General features: G+C 58.6%; 19 protein-coding genes. 14 read left to right on the plus strand and 5 right to left on the minus strand.

All coding sequences use genetic code 11. The features are described 5' to 3' along the window. The first annotated feature begins 9 nt into the window (after positions 1-9). Both FHK95_RS02495 and ppa read left to right on the plus strand, forming a co-directional pair. Entirely contained in the window at positions 10-1,269 is a 1,260-nt protein-coding gene (locus FHK95_RS02495; RefSeq protein ID WP_150303031.1) for a 6-phosphofructokinase, read from the plus strand. A gap of 223 nt (positions 1,270-1,492) precedes the next feature. Continuing rightward, a complete protein-coding gene (gene ppa / locus FHK95_RS02500) occupies positions 1,493-2,020 on the plus strand; it encodes an inorganic diphosphatase (RefSeq protein ID WP_150303032.1) in 528 nt (175 codons plus the stop codon). Positions 2,021-2,356: 336 nt separating this feature from the next. Here the strand turns inward: ppa and FHK95_RS02505 are convergent, their stop codons facing one another. Then, entirely contained in the window at positions 2,357-4,438 is a 2,082-nt protein-coding gene (locus tag FHK95_RS02505; protein WP_150303033.1) for an autotransporter family protein, read from the minus strand. 328 nt (positions 4,439-4,766) lie between these two features. Here FHK95_RS02505 and FHK95_RS02510 point away from each other — a divergent pair, with 328 nt between their 5' ends. After that, positions 4,767-5,546 carry a methyltransferase domain-containing protein gene (locus tag FHK95_RS02510; protein ID WP_150303034.1) on the plus strand — a complete coding sequence of 260 codons (780 nt, stop codon included), beginning with the start codon at positions 4,767-4,769 and terminating at the stop codon, positions 5,544-5,546. Here FHK95_RS02510 and FHK95_RS02515 read toward each other — a convergent pair whose 3' ends face one another. The 4 genes from FHK95_RS02515 to FHK95_RS02530 are packed head-to-tail and all read right to left on the minus strand — an operon-like array spanning position 5,547 to position 8,869. Beyond that, positions 5,547-6,905: an MATE family efflux transporter gene (locus FHK95_RS02515; protein WP_235906693.1), complete on the minus strand. Its 1,359-nt coding sequence runs from the start codon at positions 6,903-6,905 to the stop codon at positions 5,547-5,549. A gap of 50 nt (positions 6,906-6,955) precedes the next feature. Beyond that, positions 6,956-7,327: a translation initiation factor Sui1 gene (locus FHK95_RS02520; RefSeq protein WP_150303035.1), complete on the minus strand. Its 372-nt coding sequence runs from the start codon at positions 7,325-7,327 to the stop codon at positions 6,956-6,958. Beyond that, a complete protein-coding gene (locus FHK95_RS02525; protein ID WP_150303036.1) occupies positions 7,317-7,868 on the minus strand; it encodes an NUDIX hydrolase in 552 nt (183 codons plus the stop codon). Before FHK95_RS02525 ends, FHK95_RS02520 begins: the two co-directional genes overlap by 11 nt. Before the next feature lie 2 nt (positions 7,869-7,870). After that, positions 7,871-8,869: a DUF2333 family protein gene (locus FHK95_RS02530; RefSeq protein ID WP_150303037.1), complete on the minus strand. Its 999-nt coding sequence runs from the start codon at positions 8,867-8,869 to the stop codon at positions 7,871-7,873. A gap of 204 nt (positions 8,870-9,073) precedes the next feature. Between FHK95_RS02530 and dsbD the strand changes: the two genes are divergently transcribed. The 11 genes from dsbD (at position 9,074) to FHK95_RS02590 (ending at position 23,663) form a co-directional block, all read left to right on the plus strand. Then, a complete protein-coding gene (dsbD, locus tag FHK95_RS02535; RefSeq protein ID WP_235906694.1) occupies positions 9,074-10,897 on the plus strand; it encodes a protein-disulfide reductase DsbD in 1,824 nt (607 codons plus the stop codon). A gap of 152 nt (positions 10,898-11,049) precedes the next feature. Beyond that, the gene (gene aroQ / locus FHK95_RS02540) at positions 11,050-11,502 is read left to right on the plus strand and encodes a type II 3-dehydroquinate dehydratase (protein WP_150303038.1); all 453 of its coding nucleotides are present in this window, start codon (positions 11,050-11,052) and stop codon (positions 11,500-11,502) included. A 23-nt stretch (positions 11,503-11,525) separates the two neighbouring features. Then, positions 11,526-11,987, plus strand: coding sequence for an acetyl-CoA carboxylase biotin carboxyl carrier protein (gene accB, locus FHK95_RS02545; RefSeq protein ID WP_150303039.1), 462 nt, complete (start codon positions 11,526-11,528; stop codon positions 11,985-11,987). Between the two features lie 19 nt (positions 11,988-12,006). After that, the gene (gene accC / locus FHK95_RS02550) at positions 12,007-13,347 is read left to right on the plus strand and encodes an acetyl-CoA carboxylase biotin carboxylase subunit (RefSeq protein WP_150303040.1); all 1,341 of its coding nucleotides are present in this window, start codon (positions 12,007-12,009) and stop codon (positions 13,345-13,347) included. A gap of 102 nt (positions 13,348-13,449) precedes the next feature. Then, positions 13,450-14,331, plus strand: coding sequence for a 50S ribosomal protein L11 methyltransferase (gene prmA / locus FHK95_RS02555; protein WP_150303041.1), 882 nt, complete (start codon positions 13,450-13,452; stop codon positions 14,329-14,331). A 364-nt stretch (positions 14,332-14,695) separates the two neighbouring features. Next, positions 14,696-16,042 carry a DUF3426 domain-containing protein gene (locus tag FHK95_RS02565; protein WP_150303043.1) on the plus strand — a complete coding sequence of 449 codons (1,347 nt, stop codon included), beginning with the start codon at positions 14,696-14,698 and terminating at the stop codon, positions 16,040-16,042. A 201-nt stretch (positions 16,043-16,243) separates the two neighbouring features. After that, the gene (gene dusB / locus FHK95_RS02570) at positions 16,244-17,230 is read left to right on the plus strand and encodes a tRNA dihydrouridine synthase DusB (protein WP_268977539.1); all 987 of its coding nucleotides are present in this window, start codon (positions 16,244-16,246) and stop codon (positions 17,228-17,230) included. A gap of 62 nt (positions 17,231-17,292) precedes the next feature. Then, complete coding sequence (gene fis / locus FHK95_RS02575; RefSeq protein ID WP_150303291.1) at positions 17,293-17,553, plus strand: DNA-binding transcriptional regulator Fis; 261 nt, start codon at positions 17,293-17,295, stop codon at positions 17,551-17,553. A 153-nt stretch (positions 17,554-17,706) separates the two neighbouring features. Continuing rightward, on the plus strand, positions 17,707-19,314 hold the full coding sequence (gene purH, locus FHK95_RS02580) for a bifunctional phosphoribosylaminoimidazolecarboxamide formyltransferase/IMP cyclohydrolase (protein WP_150303044.1): 1,608 nt from the start codon (positions 17,707-17,709) through the stop codon (positions 19,312-19,314). A gap of 190 nt (positions 19,315-19,504) precedes the next feature. After that, positions 19,505-20,785 carry a phosphoribosylamine--glycine ligase gene (gene purD / locus FHK95_RS02585; RefSeq protein ID WP_150303045.1) on the plus strand — a complete coding sequence of 427 codons (1,281 nt, stop codon included), beginning with the start codon at positions 19,505-19,507 and terminating at the stop codon, positions 20,783-20,785. A 154-nt stretch (positions 20,786-20,939) separates the two neighbouring features. Beyond that, a complete protein-coding gene (locus tag FHK95_RS02590) occupies positions 20,940-23,663 on the plus strand; it encodes a response regulator (RefSeq protein WP_150303046.1) in 2,724 nt (907 codons plus the stop codon). Positions 23,664-23,802 lie beyond the last annotated feature (139 nt).

Consider the following 23,802-nt stretch of genomic DNA (forward strand, 5'->3'; position numbering starts at 1 on the left):
GGAGTCAGCATGACAGTCAAGAATGCCTTTTATGCCCAATCTGGCGGCGTTACCGCCGTCATCAACGCGTCGGCAGCGGGGGTAATCGAAACAGCTCGCCAGCATCCGGACAAGATTGGCAAGGTGTACGCCGGCCGCAACGGCATCATAGGCGCCCTGACCGAAGACCTGATTGATACCAGCCAGGAATCGGAAGAAAACATCGCAGCGCTGCGTCATACCCCTTCCGGTGCCTTCGGCTCCTGCCGTTACAAGCTCAAGAGCGTTGAAGCCAACCGCGCTGAATACGAGCGGCTGATTGAAGTATTCAAGGCGCATGATATTGGTTATTTCTTCTATAACGGCGGCGGCGACTCGGCCGACACCTGCCTCAAGGTTTCCCAGCTGGCCGAGACCATGGGCTATCCGATTCAGGCTATCCACGTACCGAAAACGGTCGACAACGATCTGCCTATCACCGACTGCTGCCCGGGCTTCGGTTCGGTAGCCAAGTATGTGGCAACCTCGATCCGCGAAGCCGGGTTCGATGTCGAGTCAATGTGCGCTACTTCAACCAAGGTATTCATTCTCGAAGTGATGGGCCGGCACGCTGGCTGGATCACCGCGGCCTGTGGTCTGGCCAATGAAGGTGAAGGTCAGCCGCCGCATATCCTGCTGTTCCCCGAGATCGAGTTTGATCAGACGGCGTTTCTGGCACGGGTCAACGAGTGCGTCAAGACCTATGGTTACTGCGTGATCGGGGTGTCTGAAGGCATCAAGAACGGTGACGGCAAGTTCCTCTCCGAGTCCGGGCTGACTGATGCCTTTGGTCATGCACAACTGGGCGGCGTAGCCCCCACCATCGCCAAGCTGGTACAGCAGGAACTGGGCTACAAGTATCACTGGGCCGTGGCCGACTATCTGCAGCGATCCGCTCGGCACATTGCCGCCAAGGTCGACGTGGAACAGGCATACGCCCTGGGTCAGGCTGCGGTGCGCATTGCGCTGGAAGGCAAGAACGCCATCATGCCGGCAATCCGCCGCCTGCAAGACAGCCCTTATGAGTGGGATATCATCGAGGCGCCACTGAAGAACGTGGCCAATGTCGAGAAGTTCATGCCGCGCGATTTCATCACCGAGGATGGCTTTCATATCACCGATGCCTGCCGCAAATATTTGTCGCCGCTGATTCAGGGTGAAGACTTCCCACCCTTCGTTAACGGTATGCCCGACTACGTGCGTCTGAAAAACGTATCGGTTGAGCGCAAGCTGGAGAAATTCTCGGTCTGATCGAGAGTTTTCGTAACGGCAGAGCTCTTCGCCACCAAGCGCGACGGGGCCTGCTGCTACGAAGGGTACTTAGACTATGGTTTTATAGTCCGGCGCTTGGTCTATGGCGTCAATGCCTCTATAATCCCGGCCAAGATTTTGCAGGTGCGACCGAAGAATAACTGACCCGATATTCAGTCAGGCTGTTCAGCAACCACTTCCCCATGCCCGAATCAGGTAACACATGAGCTACGACCAGATCCCCGCAGGCAAAGACATACCGAACGACATCTATGTCGCCATTGAGATCCCGGCGAACCACGCGCCGATCAAATACGAGATCGACAAGGACAGCAGCGTGCTGTTCGTTGACCGTTTCATGGCCACTCCGATGTTCTATCCAGCCAACTACGGCTACATCCCCAATACCCTGGCCGACGACGGCGACCCGCTCGATGTATTGGTCGTCACCCCGCATCCCGTAGCGCCTGGCTCGGTGATTCGTAGCCGTCCGGTTGGCGTTCTGCACATGACCGATGATGGCGGCGGCGACGCCAAGGTTATTGCAGTGCCGCACGACAAGCTCAGCGTGTTGTACCAGGATATTCAGGAATACACCGATCTACCCGAACTGCTGATCCAGCAGATCCAGCATTTCTTCGAGCACTACAAGGATCTCGAAACAGGAAAATGGGTCAAGATCGATCGCTGGGGCGGCGCTGAAGAAGCCCGCGCAGAAATTGTTAAGGCAGTAGACGCTTACCAAAAATAAGCGTTTCGCCAAGTTAAAAAGCCGGCCACAAGCTGGCTTTTTTTATGCCCGGAGCTTCTGCTTGAATCGCAAAAAGCTGAAGAGGAAGGGAAAGGCGTATTATCTTTTTCAGAAAATTAACGGCTGATAGGCAATATTGATGCTCCGGCGGGTGTTGCGTGACCGAGAGCTCGCGATGGGGAGCGCGAATTTTATAGTGGGATTTGTGAGAGGTGGTAGAGGGCGTCGACCGAGCTTAATCTCGGCCACACCCTGACCAGGCATTGCTTTTCGACCTTTGCGCTGACCTACCCGAAATCGGATAGATCACCGCAGGCTATCTTCGCTGATAGCCTATCAGAACTGCAGACTTGCTATGAGTGAAAGCTGGTTCGACTTATATTCGCTTTCATTCCACTTATAGTCGTACTGTCCCTTTACCGTCCAGGAATCGCTTTCACAGTTGCAGGACAACATCGTAACGCCCGCACCTATGTTATAAAGATTCCGATCCTGCTCTATGCCTTTTACATTGAATGCCGCTCCACCACCGCTCAGCGCTGCAGTCTGCTCTGTAGTGGTATCACTGAAGTCATGCAACCACTTGAAGTGCATTTCAGGAGCATAAGTATAGGCGCCGGATCGAATGGAGCGCTCCATCTTGACGCCCAGACCTGACCGAGTAAGGTCATAATCCTGATCATCCACACTGTGGTTCAAGGCACCAGCGCCGCGCTCGTTGAAGTTTTCGACCTTGATACGCGAGGCCTGCAATGAAGCAAAAGGTGTAACAGTGACGTTCTTTTCAAAGTAAAAATGCTTGCCGGCAGACAACAGAGCAGAATACTGCTTACCATCGTAGTCCGAATCGGCAACCCGGTTTACATCTGCGAAGGCAATCTGACGCTCACCATCATAACGATCCACCCCTGCGGTCAAAGCGCCCTGCACATACCAGGGACCAGGAGTGTAATTCAGATAACCAGTCACTTGATACGAATCGATGCTGGTCTCACCCGAGGAGTCATTACCGTCGATATTGCTGTTTGCATAACCAATGTTGACGCCGGCCCGGGTATTCTCGGCCACGGGGCGGTCATAACCCAGAACAAGACCGTAGGTGTTAGCGTCGTACCCTAGATTGTCATTAATGTTGCCTTGATTAGCCAGGTTACCAAAGGTCTTGGCCCACCAATTGTTCTGCTGGCTGTTAGGAACACAGCTTCCTGCCTTCCGGGGGTCATCGTTCAGACAGCCTGTGTTGTGGATATCGTCCATGCGGGCATGCAACATGTCTCCCATCAGGCGGGTTGTCTCGCCTGCAACCCAGGGGGCTGCCAGGTTGGTGTTGCTTGGGGCCATCTGAACCAGAGCTTTTTTGACCGCCGCGGCGTCGGAAAGAGAAAGCACGGCGCCCTGAACGGATTCGATATCGGAACCCGCAACAGCAGGCGTACCTAACAATGCGCCGGCCACCGTATCGACAACAGGGGAGCCCAACGAAACCGACTCAACCTTGATAAGCACATCGCCAGTAGTAGTAGGCACGCTCGAAAAGGTATAAAGCGGGTTGGTATTGAGAACAGTTACGGTAGCGCCGTTCGTGCCCGACTTGCCGCCCACAATGGTAAAGGTAGTGCCAGGTGTAATAACACCCGTTACTTTCGGGATCACTGTGATGCCGGCTGCACTGATGTTAGAAGAGCCGGAAGGTTGAATATTACCGTATTTTGTGTCGCCCGCCAGGGACGTTGAAATGGTGCCTGCGGCGTTAGTCGTTAGTGCTCCGGTGATAGCCAGAGTGTTCGCACCGAGACTGAAGTGCTGAGCTTGTACAGAGCCCGTGATAAACGCATCACCACCTGATACGTTGATCTGCTTCAAGCCACTTGCGCCGCCGATAGCGCCGTCTATGCGGCTGCCATTGTTCAGCGTCAAGGTACCGGTATTGGCGGTATTGGTTGTAATAGCGCCTGTCAGCAGCTTGCCAGCTCCCAGGTTAAGAAATCCATCACCAACAAACACGGGCGCTGAAATTACATCGCCATTGAAATTGACAGTCCCTTCGCCACTGACCTGGGTGGTGGTCGCGAACACATCTCCGTCGAAGGTAACTGTTTTACCGGCAGCGCCGGCACTGATATTTAGAAACAGAACTCCGGGCTGTCCTGTTGACCCTGTCACCACCGAGTCACCGAGGAACAACAGCTCTCCGGTATTATGGGAATCAGTAGTAAACGCGCCTCCGAGATCGTCATTGGTATTGATATTTTGACCATCGGCAATGCTCAGCGAGCCACTACCTGTGGTATCGACACCGTTAAGTTCACCTTCCGCTCCAACCACACCAGGAAGCGCAACGGCTTCGCGAGCAAAGGTAGCGGGAGTCCAAGCCACAATAGCAGCTGCAACAGCTAAAGACATCAAGCTGGCTTTCATACAAATCCCTTTATTAGGTGTCGTAATTGACCCCCCAAACTAGGCTCTATAATTTTTAATAGCAATAAACTTAAATTATTTAATTTAGTGACTAATTAGCCGCAAACAGTCTGTAAAAAGAAAGCCCGACGTCCAGTGCTTTTTTTTACGCGTTGAATATCATCGAAACCGCCCCCCCCTTTTTTGCGGAGATGACGATAAATAATATTATGCCTGCCTATTTTCGAAGAGCGGGAGCTACATAAAAAAAGATCCCCGCGCATATCGCGTCGCAGAAATGTTAAATTGCGCTCGCTGATAAAAGCTTTCATTTGCACAGGCTCTAGGCATGACTGACCGCTACTTCGACCAGTTGGGTGCGCATTTTGCGCGCAAGATATACGCCGGCCCCAAGGGTGCGATCCGCCTGGCGGTGCTTACCCGTGACTTGGAAGAATGGGTCGGGGAGCTGGGTGAGGCGGATCAGTCGTTACGGGTGTTGGACGTCGGTGCCGGGCTGGGGCACATCAGCGAATGGCTGGCCGTTCGCGGACACCGTGTAACGCTTTGCGAACCTTCGGCGGAGATGATTGAGGGTGCGCGGGAGCGACTCGATGGCATTCCATCCGCCTATCCGGTCGAATATTTGCAGGCCCCGCTGCAGGATCTACCGCAACGGGGCCAGACCTTTGATCTGGTGATATGTCACGCGGTGCTGGAGTGGCTTGCCGAGCCAGCGGCAGCCATGGGCTATCTGCGTCAGTTGGTGACGCCCCAAGGCGCCGTTTCTCTAGCGCTGTACAACCGCGATGCGCTTATCTACAAGAATCTGATCAAGGGCCAGTTTCGCAAATTGAAGCGCAACCAGCTGGCTGGCGAAGGTGGGCGCAGCCTGACACCGCAACAGCCGCTTGACCCGCGCGAGGCGCTTGAATGGGCAACGAGTGCCGGACTTGATCGCATCCACCAGAGCGGCATCCGTGTATTCCATGACTATATGCCCGAACCCTTCAAGTCACAGGCTGACGCGCAGGACGTCATTGAACAGGAGCTACTCTACAGCCGGCATCCAGCGTACTGCCATCTGGGTCGTTACCTGCACTGGTGGCTGCGCCCGGCCAATCTTTGATCAACCAATCGAGCGCGGCATCCATCGATCGGATCGCCATAGATGCCAGAACCAGCCCCCGAGGATCACGCCGCGCGCCAGCATGAACAAATGAAAGCCCAGCCATATCCCGTGATTAGCCAGATCCAGCAGCAGCCAGGCCGCCGGCAGATAAACCAGCACTGTGGCGATCAACATGGCATTGCGCATTGCCCTGGCCCGCGTTGCGCCGATGAACAACCCGTCCAGCACATAACTCCAGACTGCCACCAAAGGCATCCATGCCATCCACGGCAGATAACGCCCGGCGGTGTCCCGCACCGATTCAATAGTCGTCAACAGCGCAATGATCAGCTCGCCGAACAGGCTGAACCCCACCACAAAGCCCAGCCCGATCAGCAGCGACCAGCCTAGACTGACCACCAGCACCCGCTTCAACCCTGCACGGTCGCGCTTACCGAGCGCCTGACCGCCCAGCGCCTCGACCGCATGTGCAATACCATCAAGCCCATGTGATGTGATCAGCAGGAAATTCAGCAACACCGCATTGGCGGCAACCATCTCATCCCCAAGCCGAGCACCCTGCAGCATTAGCAGATAAAACACTGCTTGCAACGCCAGGGTGCGAATCAGAATGTCGCGGCTGGTTCGCAGCATGGGCGCGGCGCCACGTAACCGCATGGCCGCACGCCAGCGCAACCGACCCGGAAGCTCGGCGAGTACGGGCGCAAGCAACAGCAGCCCCAAGAGAAATCCACAATAGTCGCCGATCACGGTGGCCCATGCGGCGCCAGCCACGCCCCAACCGAGTCCTACCACCAGCCAGATACTCAGCAGCACGTTGGTAATGTTGACGGCGAGCAAAAGGAAAAGAGGTGCGCGGCCTTTGCCCGCGCCGATAAACCAGCCGACCAGGACAAAATTGCCCAGCGCGGCTGGCAGACTCAGTAGACGAATCCCGACATACAGCCGCGCCTGTTCCAGCAGCTGCGGGCTACTGTCGAGGAAATACACACCGGCGGCGAACAGCGGTTCCTGGAGAAGCCACACCGCGACCGCGATCAGACAGGCCATCCACAGCGATTGCAGCAGCACCAGGCGCAGCGCATCGCCATCGCTACGGCCATAAGCCTGGGCAGCAAAGCCGGTAGTGCCCATGCGCAGAAAACCGGCACCCCATAAAATGAAGGTGATCAGGGTGGCACCCACGGCTACGCCGCCGAGGTGATAGGCAGCATCCATTCGACCTATCACGGCGGTATCGACCAGACCGACAAGGGGCACGCTGATATTGGACAGAATCATCGGTGCGGCGAGCGCCCACACCCTGCGCTGCGTGGGCTGATGCCGCCAGCAGGAAAGCAGCTCGGCTTTATTCAAGATTCAAGGCGCCTGGTTCCCTCGCGACTGCGATTACGCGTCAACAGAACTCAGCCACCCGCGCGCTTGGCCTTGAAGCCTTGCTCGATCAGCCACTGGCAGAGCAGTTCAGCCTGGTCGCCCTGGATCTCGATCACGCCGTCCTTGACCCCACCGCCGCAACCGCAGCGCGTCTTCATGCGCTTGGCCAGCGCCTTGAGCTCTTCCGGAACCAGAGGCAGGCCGATGATTGTGGTGACCGTCTTGCCCCCGCGACCCTTGGTTTCGCGTCGTACCCGGGCGATGCCATCGCCCTCGGGCAGCGTCGGCGCGCCGCAGACACAGGCATCGAGCGGCTGCCTGCAGTCCGGACACATACGCCCGGCTTCCGTTGAATAAACTAGGCCACTCAACGCCTGAAGACCTTTCTGTTTATTGCTCATGCAGATTATTCCGGATATGTCTCGACAACAGGAGTTCCAGCGCCAGCAATGAGTCCGGCGAATACCATTCGGTCGGTTGCTTCCAGGGTGTACGCGGGTCTACCCAGCGAACCGCCATGACCTCCTCCGGCTGCATATGCACCGGGCCGTCCCACACGCAACTGAATACGCCGCCCCAGATCCGGCTTTCCCGCGCATTGTAGTGAAAGCGAAAATGCTCGCGCAGGGGAATACCGGATACGCCCAGCTCCTCTTTCAGCTCCCGCGCGGCGCCCTGGCGGTAGCTTTCGCCTGCGCTGACCACGCCGCCCGCCGCCACATCCCAATACCCGGGGTAGAGGCGTTTATGCATCGTCCGGCGATGCATGCACAGCTCGCCACGGGTATTGAATACGAACACATAGGTGCAGCGGGTGATCAATCGTTCACGTTGCACCTGATGCCGCGGCACCACGTCCAGCAAGCTGTCATGGCGGTCTACGCTGTAGACCTGTTCGGCTTCGGAGGCAGCCAGATAGGCCTTTATTGCTTGTCGATCCACTTTTACCCCTGTTCGAGCAGACGGCGCAGATCAATCATCGCCGCGTTAGCGCGGGACAGATAGTTGGCCATGACCAACGAATGGTTGGCGGTCATGCCGAATCCGCTGCCATTGAGCACCATTGGGCTACGCATGGGCCGCTGGGTAGCTTCCAGTTCACGGATAATCTGTCGCAGGCTGACCAGCGCATTCTTGCGCGCCAGCACCTCGGCATAGTCGCGCTCAACCGCCTGTAACAGATGCACTAGAGCCCAGGCAGAGCCGCGCGCTTCGTAGAACACGTTGTCGATGCGCATCCAGCGCGTGCGCTTGTAGGTGCGCCCTTCGTCGGTGACCTCAGCGCGCCCGACACTGGCGGACAACCGCTGGGACAGCGAGCCGAGTCGGGTACTCACGTCACCCACCCAGCTGGCGAGGCTGTCGGCGCGCGCATAGAACTCCGCATCACCTGCTTCCAGTCGCGTGACGTAATCAGACAGGGCATCCATTCCACGACGGTACTCGCTTTCACTGGCAGGCAACGCCCAGCTGTTGTTATCGAAATTGAACAGCGGCTCGGCAATCGCCAGGCTTGGGTCTTCAGCGGACTGCGATTGTGAGCGAGCCATATCGCGGCGCAGGGCGCGCGTCATATCGCGCACCTGGACCAGCACGCCAAACTCCCAGCTCGGCATGTTATCCAGCCATACACCCGGCGGCATGATGTCGTTACTCAGGAAACCGCCCGGCTTGTCCAGCAGGGTGGTCATCAAGCCATGCACGGTGCGCGCGGTGGTGCTGCCGACAACCTGCGGTGCCTCGATCGATGGCGGTGGCGCCAAGGGCTCCAGCCCCGGTTCCCGGCTCCAGTACCAGCCAACAATCAACAAAATCAGCAACAGCGCGACCAGCAATCCGAGGATCAACTTGCCGAGCGTACCCTTACCATAGGCGACCGCGGTCCCGAATTTTGCCCTGAAACCGCCGTCTGAGTAGCCGGATGCCCTGTTCCCGAATTTCATTTCCCGCTCCTGTCTGTGGATTGCCCTCAGCATATCACCGGTCATGCGTTTCCACATCGCAGCCGCCTAATTGAGCTTTGAACCCGGGCGCCTCAATAGTTCCGGAAAATTATGCAGGCCCGCTACGCGGTGAGACCGATTGTCGCTCGGCAAGTCGATCCCCAAGCATTATGATGTCGGCTCGCTCTTCAATCCGGATTAATCATGCTGTTGCGTCGCCTGTTGCTTTTGCTATGCCTGTTGGCCGCCACTACCGCGCAGGGCCAGTTTGCCTCTCCGAGCAACCAGAGCCTCGGCGGGTTATTGAATGGCAGCGGTGGGCAGTCAGATTTCCTGCCGGTACACGAAGCCTTCCGCCCCGGCATAGTCGACGTCACCGATTCACAGCTGCGGGTGCAGTTCGATATCGCGCCTGAATATTACCTTTACCGACATCGTCTGGCGTTCAAGCTGCTGGGCGGTGACGGAACCATTGCGCAGGTGATCCTGCCGGATGGTGAACACAAGACTGATGAGTATTTCGGCGATGTCGAGGTGTATTACGACCAGCTAGAAGCAGTGATTGAACTGGCACCCGGCAGTGACCCAGCCACTCAGCTGGAAGTGGGTTTCCAGGGCTGCGCTGACGCAGGCCTTTGCTACCCGCCAGAGACAGTAGTGCTCGAGCTTCCCGATGCAGGCAACACCGCATCCGATGCCGCCGCTGCGACCGGCACAGGCACTGCCGTTGGATCGCCCGGCATGCAGGATCTGCTTACCGGCGACCGGTTTGAGCTGGCGCTACTGCTGTTCTTCGTCGCCGGCCTGGGGTTAACCTTTACCCCCTGCGTGTTACCCATGCTGCCGATCCTCTCCAGCCTGGTGCTGGGTCGCAAGGATATCGATCGCACACGCGCCTTCATTCTCGCCCTCAGCTATGTACTGGGTATGGCGATCAGCTTTGCCCTGGTCGGCGCCCTGATTGGCCTGTTTGGCGCCGCCCTGAATATTCAGGCACGGCTGCAGTCGCCCTGGGTGCTTGGCACTTTTGCCGTATTTTTCGTGGTTTTTGCGCTGGCCATGTTCGGACTCTTCGAGCTGCGGCTGCCGGCCTTCATGCGCGAGCCGCTGGAACGCCTGGGCAGCCGGACGCGGGGCGGCTCGGTACCTGGTGCGGCGGTCATGGGTGTTCTTTCGACGCTGGTGGTCTCTCCCTGCATTTCCGCACCGCTGGCCGGCGCACTGATCTATATCGGCGCCACCGGCGATGCGCTGGGCGGCGCCGCCAGTCTGTTTGCGCTGGCACTGGGCATGGGACTGCCTCTACTGCTGGTCGCCGTGTTCGGCAGCGCCCTGCTCCCCCGCTCGGGGGCCTGGCTCGACAACGTCAAACAGCTCTTCGGCTTCGGCCTGCTGGGTGTCTCGATATGGCTACTGGAGCGCATTCTTCCAGGCCCAGTGAGCCTGGCGCTATGGGCGGCGCTGACGGCCGGTATTGCCGTGCAGCTTGGCCTGTTCGATCGGACGCCGCGCAACGGTATAGGGCGGGTGAGCCAGACGCTGGCCTTGCTTGCCGCCTTCTATTCGGGTGCAGCACTGCTGGGCGCACTGGCTGGCGGGTTTGATCCACTGCGTCCCTTGCAGCCGTTCACTGGAACGTCAGTGGCAGGCCCAGCAACATCGAGCGCGTATTTCACGCGGGTCACCGATCAAGCTGCCCTGCAACGTCAACTCGACGACGCCCGCGCCGCGGGTGCGCCAGCTGTGGTCGAGGTTTACGCCGACTGGTGCATCAGCTGCAAGGTGTTTGAACGCGAGGTACTCAGCGATCCGAGCGTACGCAGCGCGCTTGACGGCTTCACCCGCATAAAGTTTGATCTGACGGACAACACCCCGGACCAGCGTGAATGGCTTTCAGCCCAGTCGCTATTCGGGCCCCCTGCCTTTGTGTTTTTCGATGCTAACGGTCAGGACGTTTCCGCCGCCCGGATACAAGGCGAAGTGACTCAAGAAGAGTTCCTCGCGCGTGTAAGTACAGCCTCCCGCTAATTTTCGGCGTTAACGCTGACATCATGCGGGCATCTGATGATAACCTTCGTATTCTGGACAGCGTGCCGGCATTGCTGCAAAATCGCCCTTTTGCACCTGACTGTCCGGTCAGCACTAAAATCGGCCAACAATAAAGCGACTGTGGGAACGACATGGCGAGCATTCTGGTTCTGCATGGACCCAATCTGAATCTTCTTGGCACCCGCGAACCAGGCGTTTACGGGGCCACTACCCTTGAACAGATCAACCAGCACCTGCGCGAGCAAGCCACCGCCGCGGGGCATCATTTGCTGTGCCTGCAGAGCAACGCAGAGCACGAGCTGATCGAACGTATTCATGCTGCACGGGATGAGGCTATCGATTTCATACTGATCAACCCCGCAGCCTTTACTCACACCAGCGTCGCAATACGTGACGCATTGCTGGCTGTGAGCATCCCATTCATCGAAGTCCACTTATCCAATGTGTACAAACGCGAACCTTTTCGCCGTCACTCCTACCTGTCCGATATCGCTGAAGGCGTCATCTGCGGGCTGGGTGCCAAGGGTTACGACCTGGCGCTGCAAGCGGCTGTACACCGAATCGAACAATCTGAACGCGACTAATCTGCTCTGGAGCGCATGCATCAATGGATATACGCAAAGTAAAGAAACTCATCGAACTCCTTGAAGAGTCCGGCATCGACGAGCTGGAAATTCACGAAGGCGAAGAATCGGTCCGCATCAGCCGTCACAGCAAGCAACCGGCTGGCCCGCAGCACTATTTTTCTGCCCCGCCCGCCGCGGCTCCGGCTGCTCCAGCTGCCGCGCCTGCCGCCGCTGCTCCGCCGGCTGACCTGACGCCCGCTGAGCCCGCCGGTCACCTGGTTCGCTCGCCCATGGTTGGCACCTTCTATCGCTCCCCCGACCCGAGCTCGCCGTCATTTGCGGAAGTTGGCCAATCGGTCAAGGTCGGCGAGGTGCTGTGTATCGTTGAAGCGATGAAAATGATGAACCACATCGAAGCCGACAAGAGCGGCGTGATTCAGGCCATCCTGGTGGATAACGGCCAGCCGGTGGAATTCGATCAACCCTTGTTCAGCATCGCCTGAGCCCGGCCCGGAGGCTGCGATGCAAAAAGTACTTATAGCCAACCGCGGTGAAATTGCATTGCGCGTCATTCGCGCCTGCAAGGAGCTGGGGTTGAAGACCGTAGCCGTGCATTCCACGGCTGACCGTGAACTCATGCATCTGGCGCTGGCTGACGAGACCGTGTGTATCGGTCCGGCCATTGCCACCGACTCATATCTGAGCATTCCGGCGATTATCAGCGCTGCTGAAGTGACCGGAGCCGACGGTATTCATCCGGGTTACGGCTTCCTCGCCGAGAATGCCGATTTCGCTGAACAGATCGAGCGTTCAGGCTTCACCTTTATCGGCCCCAGCGCTGATGTGATTCGCCTGATGGGCGACAAGGTGTCGGCAATCGCTGCGATGAAGAAAACCGGCGTACCCACCGTGCCCGGCTCGGACGGCCCGCTGTCTGACGATGAAGAAGAATGCCTGGCGGCCGGACGCCGCGTCGGCTATCCGGTGATCATCAAGGCCGCCGGTGGCGGTGGTGGACGCGGCATGCGCGTCGTGCATGAAGAGTCCGAGCTGATGAAGTCGATCAGCATGACCCGCAGTGAAGCGGGCGCGGCGTTCGGCAACTCCATGGTCTACATGGAAAAGTTTCTGACCAATCCGCGCCACGTCGAGGTTCAGGTTCTATCTGACGGCCAGGGCCACGCAGTACACCTGGGTGACCGGGATTGCTCGCTACAGCGCCGGCACCAGAAGATCATCGAGGAAGCGCCAGCACCGGGCATTGATGAAAAGGCTCGGGCTGAAGTGCAGGCTCGCTGCGTCCAGGCCTGTATCGATCTGGGCTACCGCGGCGCCGGTACCTTCGAGTTCCTGTACGAGGATGGCAAGTTCTTCTTCATCGAGATGAACACGCGGATCCAGGTCGAACATCCCATCTCCGAGATGGTGACCGGCATCGACATCGTCAAGGAACAGATTCTGGTCGCCGCGGGCAACCCCCTGAGCATCACCCAGGAGGATGTGGTCATTCGAGGCCACTCGATCGAATGCCGGATCAACGCCGAAGATCCCAAGACCTTCATGCCCTCTCCGGGAACGGTCACGTTCTTCCACGCGCCCGGCGGTAACGGTGTGCGGGTCGATTCGCACCTGTACAGCGGCTACAAGGTTCCGCCGAATTACGATTCGTTGGTCGGCAAGCTGATCACCTACGGCGCGACCCGTGATGAAGCGCTGGCCCGCATGCGCAATGCGCTGGATGAACTGGTAGTGGACGGCATCAAGACCAATACCCCGCTCCATCGCGAGCTGGTGCGTGATCCCGAGTTCTGCAAGGGGGGCGTGAACATCCACTACCTCGAGCATAAATTGGGTATAAGCTGATTCGCTAGAAACCAGAATGAGCTTATCGACTAAGCCGGGATGCGGACCACTGCATTCCGGTTTTTTCATTCAGCACCACCCTCTTTTCTGAAGGAACCCGTTATGCCCTGGTTACAACTGCGCCTCGCCATCAAACCTGAACAAGCCGAATCGCTGGAAGACGCCCTGCTCGGCCTGGATGCCGTTTCTGTGACCTTCATGGACGCCGAAGACCAGCCCATCTTCGAACCTGATCTGGGCACCACGCCGCTGTGGTCCAATACCCATCTGCTGGCGCTGTTCGAAGCGGGTACCAACCCTCAGACACTGATCGAGACCTTGCAGTCGCGCTGGCAGCACCCGCTGCCCGAATATGAGTTCGAGGACATTGCGGATCAGGACTGGGAGCGGAGCTGGATGGACAACTTCCAGCCGATCCGTTTTGGTAAACGGCTATGGATCGTACCGAGCTGGCACGACGCCCCTGAACCGGACGCCGTCAATCTGCTGCTCGATCCGGGTCTGGCATTTGGTACCGGCACCCACCCGACCACCGCGCTATGCCTCGAATGGCTGGACGGTACTGCGATAGCGGGCAAACGCGTCATCGACTTCGGTTGCGGCTCCGGCATCCTGGCCATCGCCGCCTTGCTGCTCGGCGCGGAACATGCCGTCGGCACTGATATCGATACGCAGGCCCTTGAGGCATCGCGCGACAATGCCCAGCGTAACGGCCTGCCTGAACAATCGCTGGATTTGTATCTTCCGGAAGACCTTTCGCCCGAGCCGGCTGATATCGTCGTAGCAAATATACTTGCCGGCCCGCTGGTCAAACTGGCTCCGCAACTGTCCAGCTTGGTCAAGCCCGGGGGGCTGATCGCGCTGTCCGGCATACTCGCCGAGCAGACCGAGGAAATCGTTGCCGCCTATCGGGACACCTTCGTACTCGCTCCCATTGCCGATCGCGACGGGTGGATCAGGGTCAGTGGCATGCGTCGACCGTGACACAGTCGCCAGCATGGAGGCACAATAGGCTGTTGATGTCTGCCGGCGCACAGCCGGCAAGAAGAACGGGTAACGGCGGAGTTAGGGTCTGTTGCCGTTTCATCGCGGCCGCGACGGAGGCCCGCTTGATGCAGAGCAAGGCGCGAGGAGTGAAGTTTGGTTGTTCCAAATGAGCGACGAGTAACGCAGTGCTGCGGCAAACGGGCCCCGTCCCTTCGGGTTGCGCGTCAAATGACGCCATGCGGCGTTGCAGGACTTGGCAAGGGAACAACCATTACCTGCGTCCCGCGCCTTGCCTGGTGCCATTTGACACAGCAACGCGGCTCGCGATGAAATGGCAACAGACCCTAAGGATCACAGGTAAATGAGCGCAACGCTGGTCACACAATGCCCGAATTGTCAGACCCGCTTCCGCCTGTCTGAAGAACAGTTGCGTGCGGCGGCAGGCAATGTCCGTTGCGGTGCATGCCTGAAGGTCTACAACGCCTTGGCGGTAGCCGCCGAACAGCAGCGGCAGCAAGCAGCTGACGACAAGCCAGACGCAGTCACTGAAGCGCCGGCCGAGCCGATTTCTCCCCGTAGCGACCCGGATGATTTTCTCATCCATGATGACCTGGACCTCGACGAACTGGATTTCGAAGCGCTCGGTCTTGATGAATCGCTGATCGATGAAGTCAACCCGCCGGACATCGTGGACATCCCCCTTGAGGATGTCAGACCCGTGTCAGTGATGCCCGGCGCACCTGAGCCGGACGAGCGCTGGGATGAGGCCGCTGCGCAAGATGAGCCAGAGGAAGATGAAGCAGGCACGTCACCTCCAGCCGATCCCTATTTCGATCTGCATGAAGAGCCTACCCAGGTTCCACCGGCGGCCCCCGTTACGCCACCTGCTGAGGAACATGACGACCTCGACAGCTGGGTCGCACCCTCGCTGGAAAAAAGCCGACAGGAGACCGCGCTGCCCCCGGTGACGAACGAACCGGTAACGGACGAAGATGATGAACCCAGCATCTTCATGCGCGATCGTCCCGAATACATTACGCCAAAGCTCGACTGGCATGAGCTTGACGATGAGCCCGACGACCCGCCAATCGAAGCGCCGCCGGCAAGGATCAAGCCGCTTGATCGCAAAGCCGCAGCGGCCGAACCCGAGCCCGAACTGGGCGAGTTCGATATCCCTGATATCCATGACGAGCCGTTGTTACTCGATGAGCGCAGGCCTCCCCGCAGGCGGCGCAAACATACCGCGCTCTGGACAACCCTGAGCGTCCTCGCCGCGCTCGCGCTGATTGGCCAGTTCATTTTCTATAACCTCGACGAGCTGGCCCACGACGAACGCACCCGACCGATGATGGAAACCGTGTGCCTGCTGGCCGGCTGTGAACTGCCGGCGCGGGTCGATGTGAGCATGCTGCGCAGCAGCAACCTGGTGGTGCGTCCGCATCCGGAGTTCCCCAGGGCGCTGGCTATCGACGTGATCATCTACAACCGGGCCGAATTCGCCCAGCCCTTCCCGGTGCTGCGGATGCAATTCACCGATACCCACGGTCACGAGGTGGCCGTCCGCCGCTTCCGCCCAGAGGAGTATCTTTCCGGGGAACTGGCTGGGGCCAGGCTGATGCCGCCGCAAACACCGATCCACGTGGCGCTGAGCATGCTTGATCCGGGCGAACAGGCGGTCAGCTATACCCTCGGATTCGTAACCCCTTGAACTGCAACCCGGAAGGCACGCTTAACCGGCACGCCGTGACATTACTGTTCGAATTTCAACCAGCACAGTCTTTATAAGGTCATTCAGAGCGGGTATGATTAGCGCCCTTTCATGCTTCTAACCCTGCCCGGCGGTCCTGAGACGTAGCGGTGACTTCAGGGCGTGCCTCGAAACACTGGACAATACAGGGATGGATAAGCAGTGATCAGTATCGGACCTTACCAGTTGACCAACCGCGTGATTCTTGCCCCGATGGCAGGTGTAACGGATCGTCCGTTCCGCCAGCTCTGTCGGCGTCTGGGTGCGGGACTGGTAGTCTCGGAGATGGTGACCAGTGATACCCGTCTGTGGAATAGCCGAAAGTCTCGTCAACGCCTGGATCATACAGGCGAAGCCGAGCCCCGCTCGGTTCAGATCGCTGGTGGCGACCCTGAGATGATGGCCGAAGCTGCTCGTCAGAATGAGCAGATGGGTGCACAGATCGTTGATATCAATATGGGCTGCCCAGCGAAGAAGGTCTGTAACAAGGCCGCCGGTTCCGCACTGCTACGCGACGAACGGCTGGTAGCCGATATTCTCGAAGCGGTCGTCGCGGCGGTCAGTATTCCAGTGACGCTGAAAATTCGCACCGGCTGGCATCCCGACCACCGCAACGGGGTTCAGGTGGCCCGTATCGCAGAGCAAAGCGGCATCCAGGCGTTGGCCGTGCACGGTCGCACCCGTTCGGACCTGTACCGGGGCGACGCAGAATACGACACCATTGCCGCAATCAAACAGGCTATTGATATTCCGGTATTCGCTAACGGCGACATCGACTCCCCTGCCAAGGCTCGCCAGGTGCTCGACTATACTGGTGCCGACGCGGTGATGATCGGCCGAGCGGCACAGGGTCGGCCTTGGATTTTCCGGGAGATTGACTATTATCTGCGCCATGGCGCTTTTCTTCCGACCCCGGAGTTAAGCTGGCAGCAAGACATCATGCTCGAACACCTCGACGGCTTGCACGCCTTTTACGGCAGCGAGCACGGGGTGCGTATTGCCCGCAAACATGTGGGCTGGTATTTGCAGACCATGCCAGGCGCGGAAGATTTCCGTCGCACATTCAATCGGATTGATTGCGCCATGCAACAACGGCGGGGCATACAAACGTTTTTCAACCGCTTGCAGGAAGGAGACCTGGCGGCATGAGCCTGATCAATACATCCCCGATCGACGGAACCCTTCCTGTGAACGAGACCACCGACCCCTCCATGGATTATGTCTCGAACGACGCAATGCAGCGAGACCAGACCCTGCGTGACAGTGTCGAGCAAGCTCTGCAGAATTATTTCAAGCATCTGGACGGCCAGGACGTGACCAACGTCTACAACATGGTGCTCGCCGAGATCGAAGCCCCGCTGCTGGAAAGCGTGATGGAATACGTCAAAGGCAACCAGACCCGCGCGTCTGAAGTCCTTGGATTGAACCGCGGCACCCTGCGCAAGAAGCTCAAACAATACGGGCTGCTGTAAAAGCAGCTGGAAGCGAGGAGCCCGGAAGGAAGATTGATTGCAGTGACGCCTCTGGCTCCAGCGACCGTCAAAAAGCCTGATCTTCCAGTTTCCTGTTTTATACCTTCATCAGCCCGAAACCGAAATGACCAACCCATTGACTCTGGATCCAAGATGACCGACCAAACTACCCGCTTACCGGTACGTCGCGCGCTTATCAGCGTGTCGGACAAGAACGGAATCGTAGAATTTGCCCGTGAGCTCAGCGCCCTTGGGGTGGAAATCCTGTCCACCGGCGGGACCTTCAAGCTGCTGCGCGAGCAAGGTATCGAGGCCGTGGAAGTCGCCGATTACACCGGCTTTCCGGAAATGATGGATGGGCGCGTCAAGACCCTGCATCCGAAGATTCATGGCGGCATCCTGGGTCGACGCGCTATCGATGGCGAGGTCATGCAGCAGCATGGCATTCAGCCCATCGATCTGGTCGCGGTCAATCTGTACCCCTTTGCTGCCACCGTGGCCAAGCCCGGCTGCAGCCTGCCGGATGCCATCGAAAATATCGATATCGGTGGCCCAACCATGGTTCGCTCCGCGGCGAAGAATCACAAGGATGTCGCCATCGTGGTCAATGCCGGCGATTACGCTGGCATCATCGAGTCGCTCAAATCCGGCGGCTTGAGTTATGCCGAGCGCTTCGATCTCGCGCTCAAGGCCTTCGAGCATACCGCGGCCTATGACGGGATGATCGCCAATTATCTGGGCACCATTGACCAGACCCGCGAGACGTTGAGCACCGAAGAACGTAGCGCGTTTCCACGCACCTTCAACAGTCAGTTTCTGAAAGTGCAGGACATGCGCTATGGCGAGAACCCGCATCAGGCAGCAGCCTTTTACCGTGAAGCGCACCCGGCCAATGCCAGCATTGCCACCGCAGTGCAGCTTCAGGGCAAGGAGCTGTCCTACAACAACGTTGCCGACACCGACGCGGCGCTGGAGTGCGTGAAGAGCTTTACCAAACCGGCCTGCGTCATCGTCAAGCATGCCAACCCCTGTGGCGTCGCCGTCGTGCCGGACAACGAAGGTGGCATCCGCCAGGCCTATGAGCTGGCCTACGCGACTGACAGCGAATCCGCATTCGGTGGCATCATTGCCTTCAACCGTGAACTTGACGGCGAGACCGCCAAGGCTATTGTCGAGCGCCAGTTCGTTGAAGTGATCATTGCCCCGCGCATCAGCGCCGCCGCCCGTGAAGTGGTCAGCGCCAAAGCCAATGTACGCCTGCTCGAATGTGGCGAGTGGACGGCGGAGCGGCAAGCCGATTGGGATTACAAACGCGTCAACGGCGGACTGCTGGTGCAGAGCCGCGACACCGGCATGATCACCGAAGCGGACCTGAAGATCGTGACCAAGCGTGCCCCGACCGAACAGGAGATCCACGACCTGGTCTTCGCCTGGAAGGTCGCCAAGTTCGTCAAATCCAATGCGATTGTGTACGCCAGCAAGCGGCAGACCATCGGCGTCGGCGCCGGTCAGATGAGCCGCGTGAACTCGGCCCGCATCGCTGCCATCAAGGCTGAACATGCCGGACTGTCGGTCGAAGGGGCGGTGATGGCTTCGGATGCGTTTTTTCCGTTCCGCGACGGTATCGATAACGCTGCGAAGGTGGGCATCCGCGCCGTGATCCAGCCAGGTGGTTCCATGCGCGATGCGGAGGTCATCGCCGCCGCAGACGAGGCAGATATCGCCATGGTGTTTACCGGCATGCGCCACTTCAGACACTGAAAATAGATAACGGCCGCGCTGAAGCCGGAATCTGCTGCGTCGTCCGCGGCTTCGCCAATGCTCATTGCCACCAGGCAACTGCGCGTGTCGAAGCCCCAGACGCCTTGCATATACCAGCTTGATCGCGACCTCTTTCCGAGAGGTCGTCAGGGCTAAGACCCTGAATGAATTACTCTTTGAGGAGTATTGGATGAATATTTTGATCATTGGCAGTGGCGGTCGCGAGCACGCACTGGCATGGAAAGCAGCCCAGGATGAGCGGGTCGAAAAGGTTTTCGTTGCACCCGGTAACGCCGGAACCGCCATCGAGGCGAAATGCGAGAACGTAGCGATTGACGTGCTGGAGCTCGATCGGCTGGCCGACTTTGCGGCCGCCAACGTGGCGCTGACTATCGTCGGGCCCGAAGCGCCGCTGGTTGCCGGGGTTGTGGACCTGTTCCGAGAGCGCGGCTTGCCGTGCTTCGGTCCAACCGCCAGCGCCGCCCAGCTCGAAGGCTCCAAAGCCTTCACCAAGGACTTTCTGGCGCGGCATCAGATACCCACCGGCAGCTATCAGAACTTTACGGATATCGAGCCAGCGCTGGCCTACTTGCAGCAGCAAGGCGCGCCCATCGTCATCAAGGCGGACGGTCTCGCTGCCGGCAAGGGCGTCATCGTCGCCATGACACTCGAAGAAGCCGAAGCGGCAGTACGCGACATGCTGGCCGGCAATGCGTTCGGCGAGGCAGGTTCACGCGTAGTTATCGAAGAATTTCTTGATGGTGAGGAAGCCAGCTTCATCGTTATGGTCGATGGTGAGCACGTGTTGCCCATGGCAACCAGCCAGGACCACAAGCGCGTCGGGGATGGCGATACCGGTCCGAATACCGGCGGTATGGGCGCTTACTCCCCTGCGCCTGTCGTCACCCAGGCGATTCACCAGCGGGTAATGGATGAAGTCATTTGGCCGACGGTCAAAGGCATGGCCGCGGAAGGCAATACCTATACGGGCTTTCTGTATGCTGGCCTCATGATCGACCAGGCGGGCAATCCCAAGGTCATCGAATTCAACTGCCGTTTCGGCGATCCGGAAACCCAGCCGATCATGTTGCGTCTGCAATCCAGTCTGGTAGCGCTGATCGAGGCGGCACTGGCTGGTGAGCTGGATAAGATCGAAGCGCAGTGGGATCCTCGACCAAGTCTTGGCGTTGTCCTGGCCGCAGGCGGCTATCCGGGCCCTTACGCCAAGGGTGTGGCTATTAAAGGCCTGAACGACGCTGTAGACGCCGACGCCAAGGTGTTTCATGCAGGGACAATACTGGCGGGTGAACAGGTCGTCACCCAGGGCGGACGGGTGCTGTGCGCCACCGCGCTCGGTGAGGATATCGAACAGGCCCAACGCCGAGCCTATGATCTGGCCTGTCGTATCGACTGGGACGGTTGCTTTTACCGCAGCGATATCGGCTATCGCGCCATTGCACGGAAAAGCTAATCGTCAGTTCCGCAGCACAGCGCCAGAGGGAAGGTCGATGGTAGCGAGGCGGACGATTAGCTGAAGGACGGCAGCCGACCTGAGCCTGTGGTGGGCTATACTGTTCGACCGCAGATATCACCGCTTTCTATAAGCCAAGGACAGGACGAACGTTGTGAAGCAAGTCAGTTGGCTTCTGTTTGGCAGTCTGTTAAGCCTCTTGTTGGTGCTTTCCCCTGGCGCAGCCGGGGAAGTGCCGGACTCCCAGTATCGATTGTTTGTCGATACCAGTGGGCGCCTGGCACTTGAAGATATTCTCTCCAACCGTTACGCCAACCGCTTTGTCCCCGGGTATGAGGGCGCCTTGACGCTGCCTGGTGGCGAGGCAGCGCTATGGGTGCAAGTCCCGATCCCGAGCAATGCCCTGCTGTTCCTGGAATTGGACAACCCGGCCATAAAGCAGCTTCAGGTGTTCGTTCTGGAAGGCGAAACCATAAGGCTAAGCTACCCGGCCGCCCGACCGTCCTCCCCCGCTCTGGTGCCCATGCCCTATCCCGGCGTCGTCCTTCCGTTACAAACTGCGGGCCTTGTTGAACCTGTCCTGTATGTGCGGCTGCAGCATCAGCATCCACTCAGAACGGACCTTGAGCTGTCAGCGCCGCGCACGGCCGTGCTCGCTCACGGCCAATACCAGGCATTTCAGGGATTACTTGCCGGCCTGTTCCTGGCTCTGGTGCTGCATGGCTTTTTGCAGGGATGGTTCGGGCGTGATCACCCACATAGGTGGCTGGCGCTGGCCAGCCTCATGCTCGGTTTAAGCAGCCTGACCAATATCAGCTGGCTGATCATTCGCTTGCCGACCATGCATGAGCGAGCCGGTGACCTGCTCGCCCTGGCGGCTTACCCAGCCATTGCCATGATGCTGTTCAGCATCACCCGCATACGCTACCAGCCGCTACTATGGCTATTGTTGGCGGGCTTCGGCTTGACGGTGCTGGCTGCCGTCTTCCAGCCCATCATGTTCGGGCTGCTTGATGGATTGATCCAGCTCGGCGTGCCAGTAGTCGCCCTGGGCATCAGTGTATATTTACGTTTTTCCGGCTCGAAAATTGGCCGACCAATGCTTGCTGGCCATATATTGCTGCTTGCCGGCTGGGTGGCGGGGCAATTCATATCCTGGGACCTGTTCAGCGAGAGCATTCCGGATCTACTGATATGGGCAAGCCTGGTGTGTTACGCGTGGGGCTTGCATCTGCGCTATCAAAGGATTGTGGCCACCCTTCTGAATCGTCGCAACGTGGACGCCACCAAGCAAGCTGAACGGCGGACAAAAGCCGAGCTGCTCGCGCGCATCAGTCATGAAATCCGTACACCCATGAATGGGGTGCTGGGCATGACAGAGCTACTGCTGGATACCGCCTTGTCGGCCAAGCAGCGGGACTATGCCCAGACGATTCACGGCTCTGGCACGGACTTGCTCAACCTGATCAATGAGATTCTGGATATTTCGCGATTGGAGTCCGGCCAGATGACGCTGGAGAAAGTGCAGTTCGATCTGCATGCGCTCATCAATGATTGTCTGGATATCCTTCGTAGTCGCGCTGAAGCTCAGGGCATTGAGCTGGTCAGCTTCGTGCACCCAGACGTGCCGCGTACTATGGAGGGCGATCCCACACGCCTGCGCCAGATCCTCATGAACCTGTTGGCCAACTCACTGCGCCACACTACACATGGTGAGATCCTGTTGGTGGTAGGTCGCGAAGCAGACGACAACGAGCAGGAGATACTGCGAATAGCCGTGCTGGATACCGGCAACGGCATGCCCCAGGAAGCGCTCGACAGTCTCTTGGACCATGACATCAATACCTCGCGCTTGCTGGAACAGACGGATAACAGCTACCTGGGACTGGCGGTCACCAGACAACTGGTCGCGATGATGAATGGTCGCCTTGGCGTGCATCATTCCACCGCGCAGGGCACGACCGTCTGGCTGACGCTACCTGCCGAGATTATCCCGCAGGCGAATGAGCGTGATCCCGAAGGTCTGTGCCTGGCTGATCGCTCGGTATTGATCGTTGACGACAACGCCACCTGCCGCAAGGTCATCCAGCAACAAACCGCCGCCTGGGGTATGCAAACCCACACTGCGGCGAATGGCAAGGAAGCACTGGCCATGCTGCGCGCCCAGGAGAATCTGGGCATGCCTTTTGATTTCATGCTTGTCGATCAGTCAATGCCGGGCATGACCGGGCTGGAACTGGCCCAGCGCGTTCACAAGGACTCCACCAGCAGTGCCGATCTGATCGTAGTCATGCTGACCGGAGCCAACCAGACGCCCAGCCGAATCGCTGCACGCAACGCTGGCATACGGCGCACACTGACCAAGCCGGTTGCGAGCTACACCCTCAAGGCGACCCTGGTGGATGAATGGCTGCGCGCACGTAGCACTGACACCGAGCCCGTTGAGCCGGCCGAGCCACCTCAAAACAGCGAAATAAAGGTGCTGGTGGCGGAAGACAACCTCATCTCCACCAAGGTCATTTGTGGCATGCTGACCAAGCTCAAGGTAACGGTCAACACTGTGCCGAACGGCCAGGAGGCGGTTGCTGCGGTCAAAGCAGGTAATTACGACCTGGTGCTGATGGACTGCGAGATGCCAGAACTGGACGGCTACTCAGCGACCAAGCAGATTCGGGCGTGGGAGCGATCAAACAACCGTCCCGCCGTGCCCATCATCGCGTTGACTGCGCACATTCTGCCGGAACATCAGGACAAGGCACGTCGTGTCGGGATGAGCGGTCATATGGCCAAACCGGTCAATCTTGCCGAACTCAAGGAACAACTGGATTTCTGGACTCACCGCCGCTCAAGTGGCATGGACGCGGCAGTCAAGAACTAGGCCACGTTAACCCATCGTCCGTGACGCCAGCCGAGGCCGCCGCATATGACGCGAGAAATCGGTGCAACAAGACAAGCAATGACATGACGGCCGCCTCCCCATTTACCTTGCCAAAGGTTAAACGGGATCGGCAGCCTGC

Origin of the sequence: Pseudomonas saliphila (assembly GCF_008638345.1) — a bacterium.
Classification (GTDB): Bacteria; Pseudomonadota; Gammaproteobacteria; order Pseudomonadales; family Pseudomonadaceae; genus Halopseudomonas; species Halopseudomonas saliphila.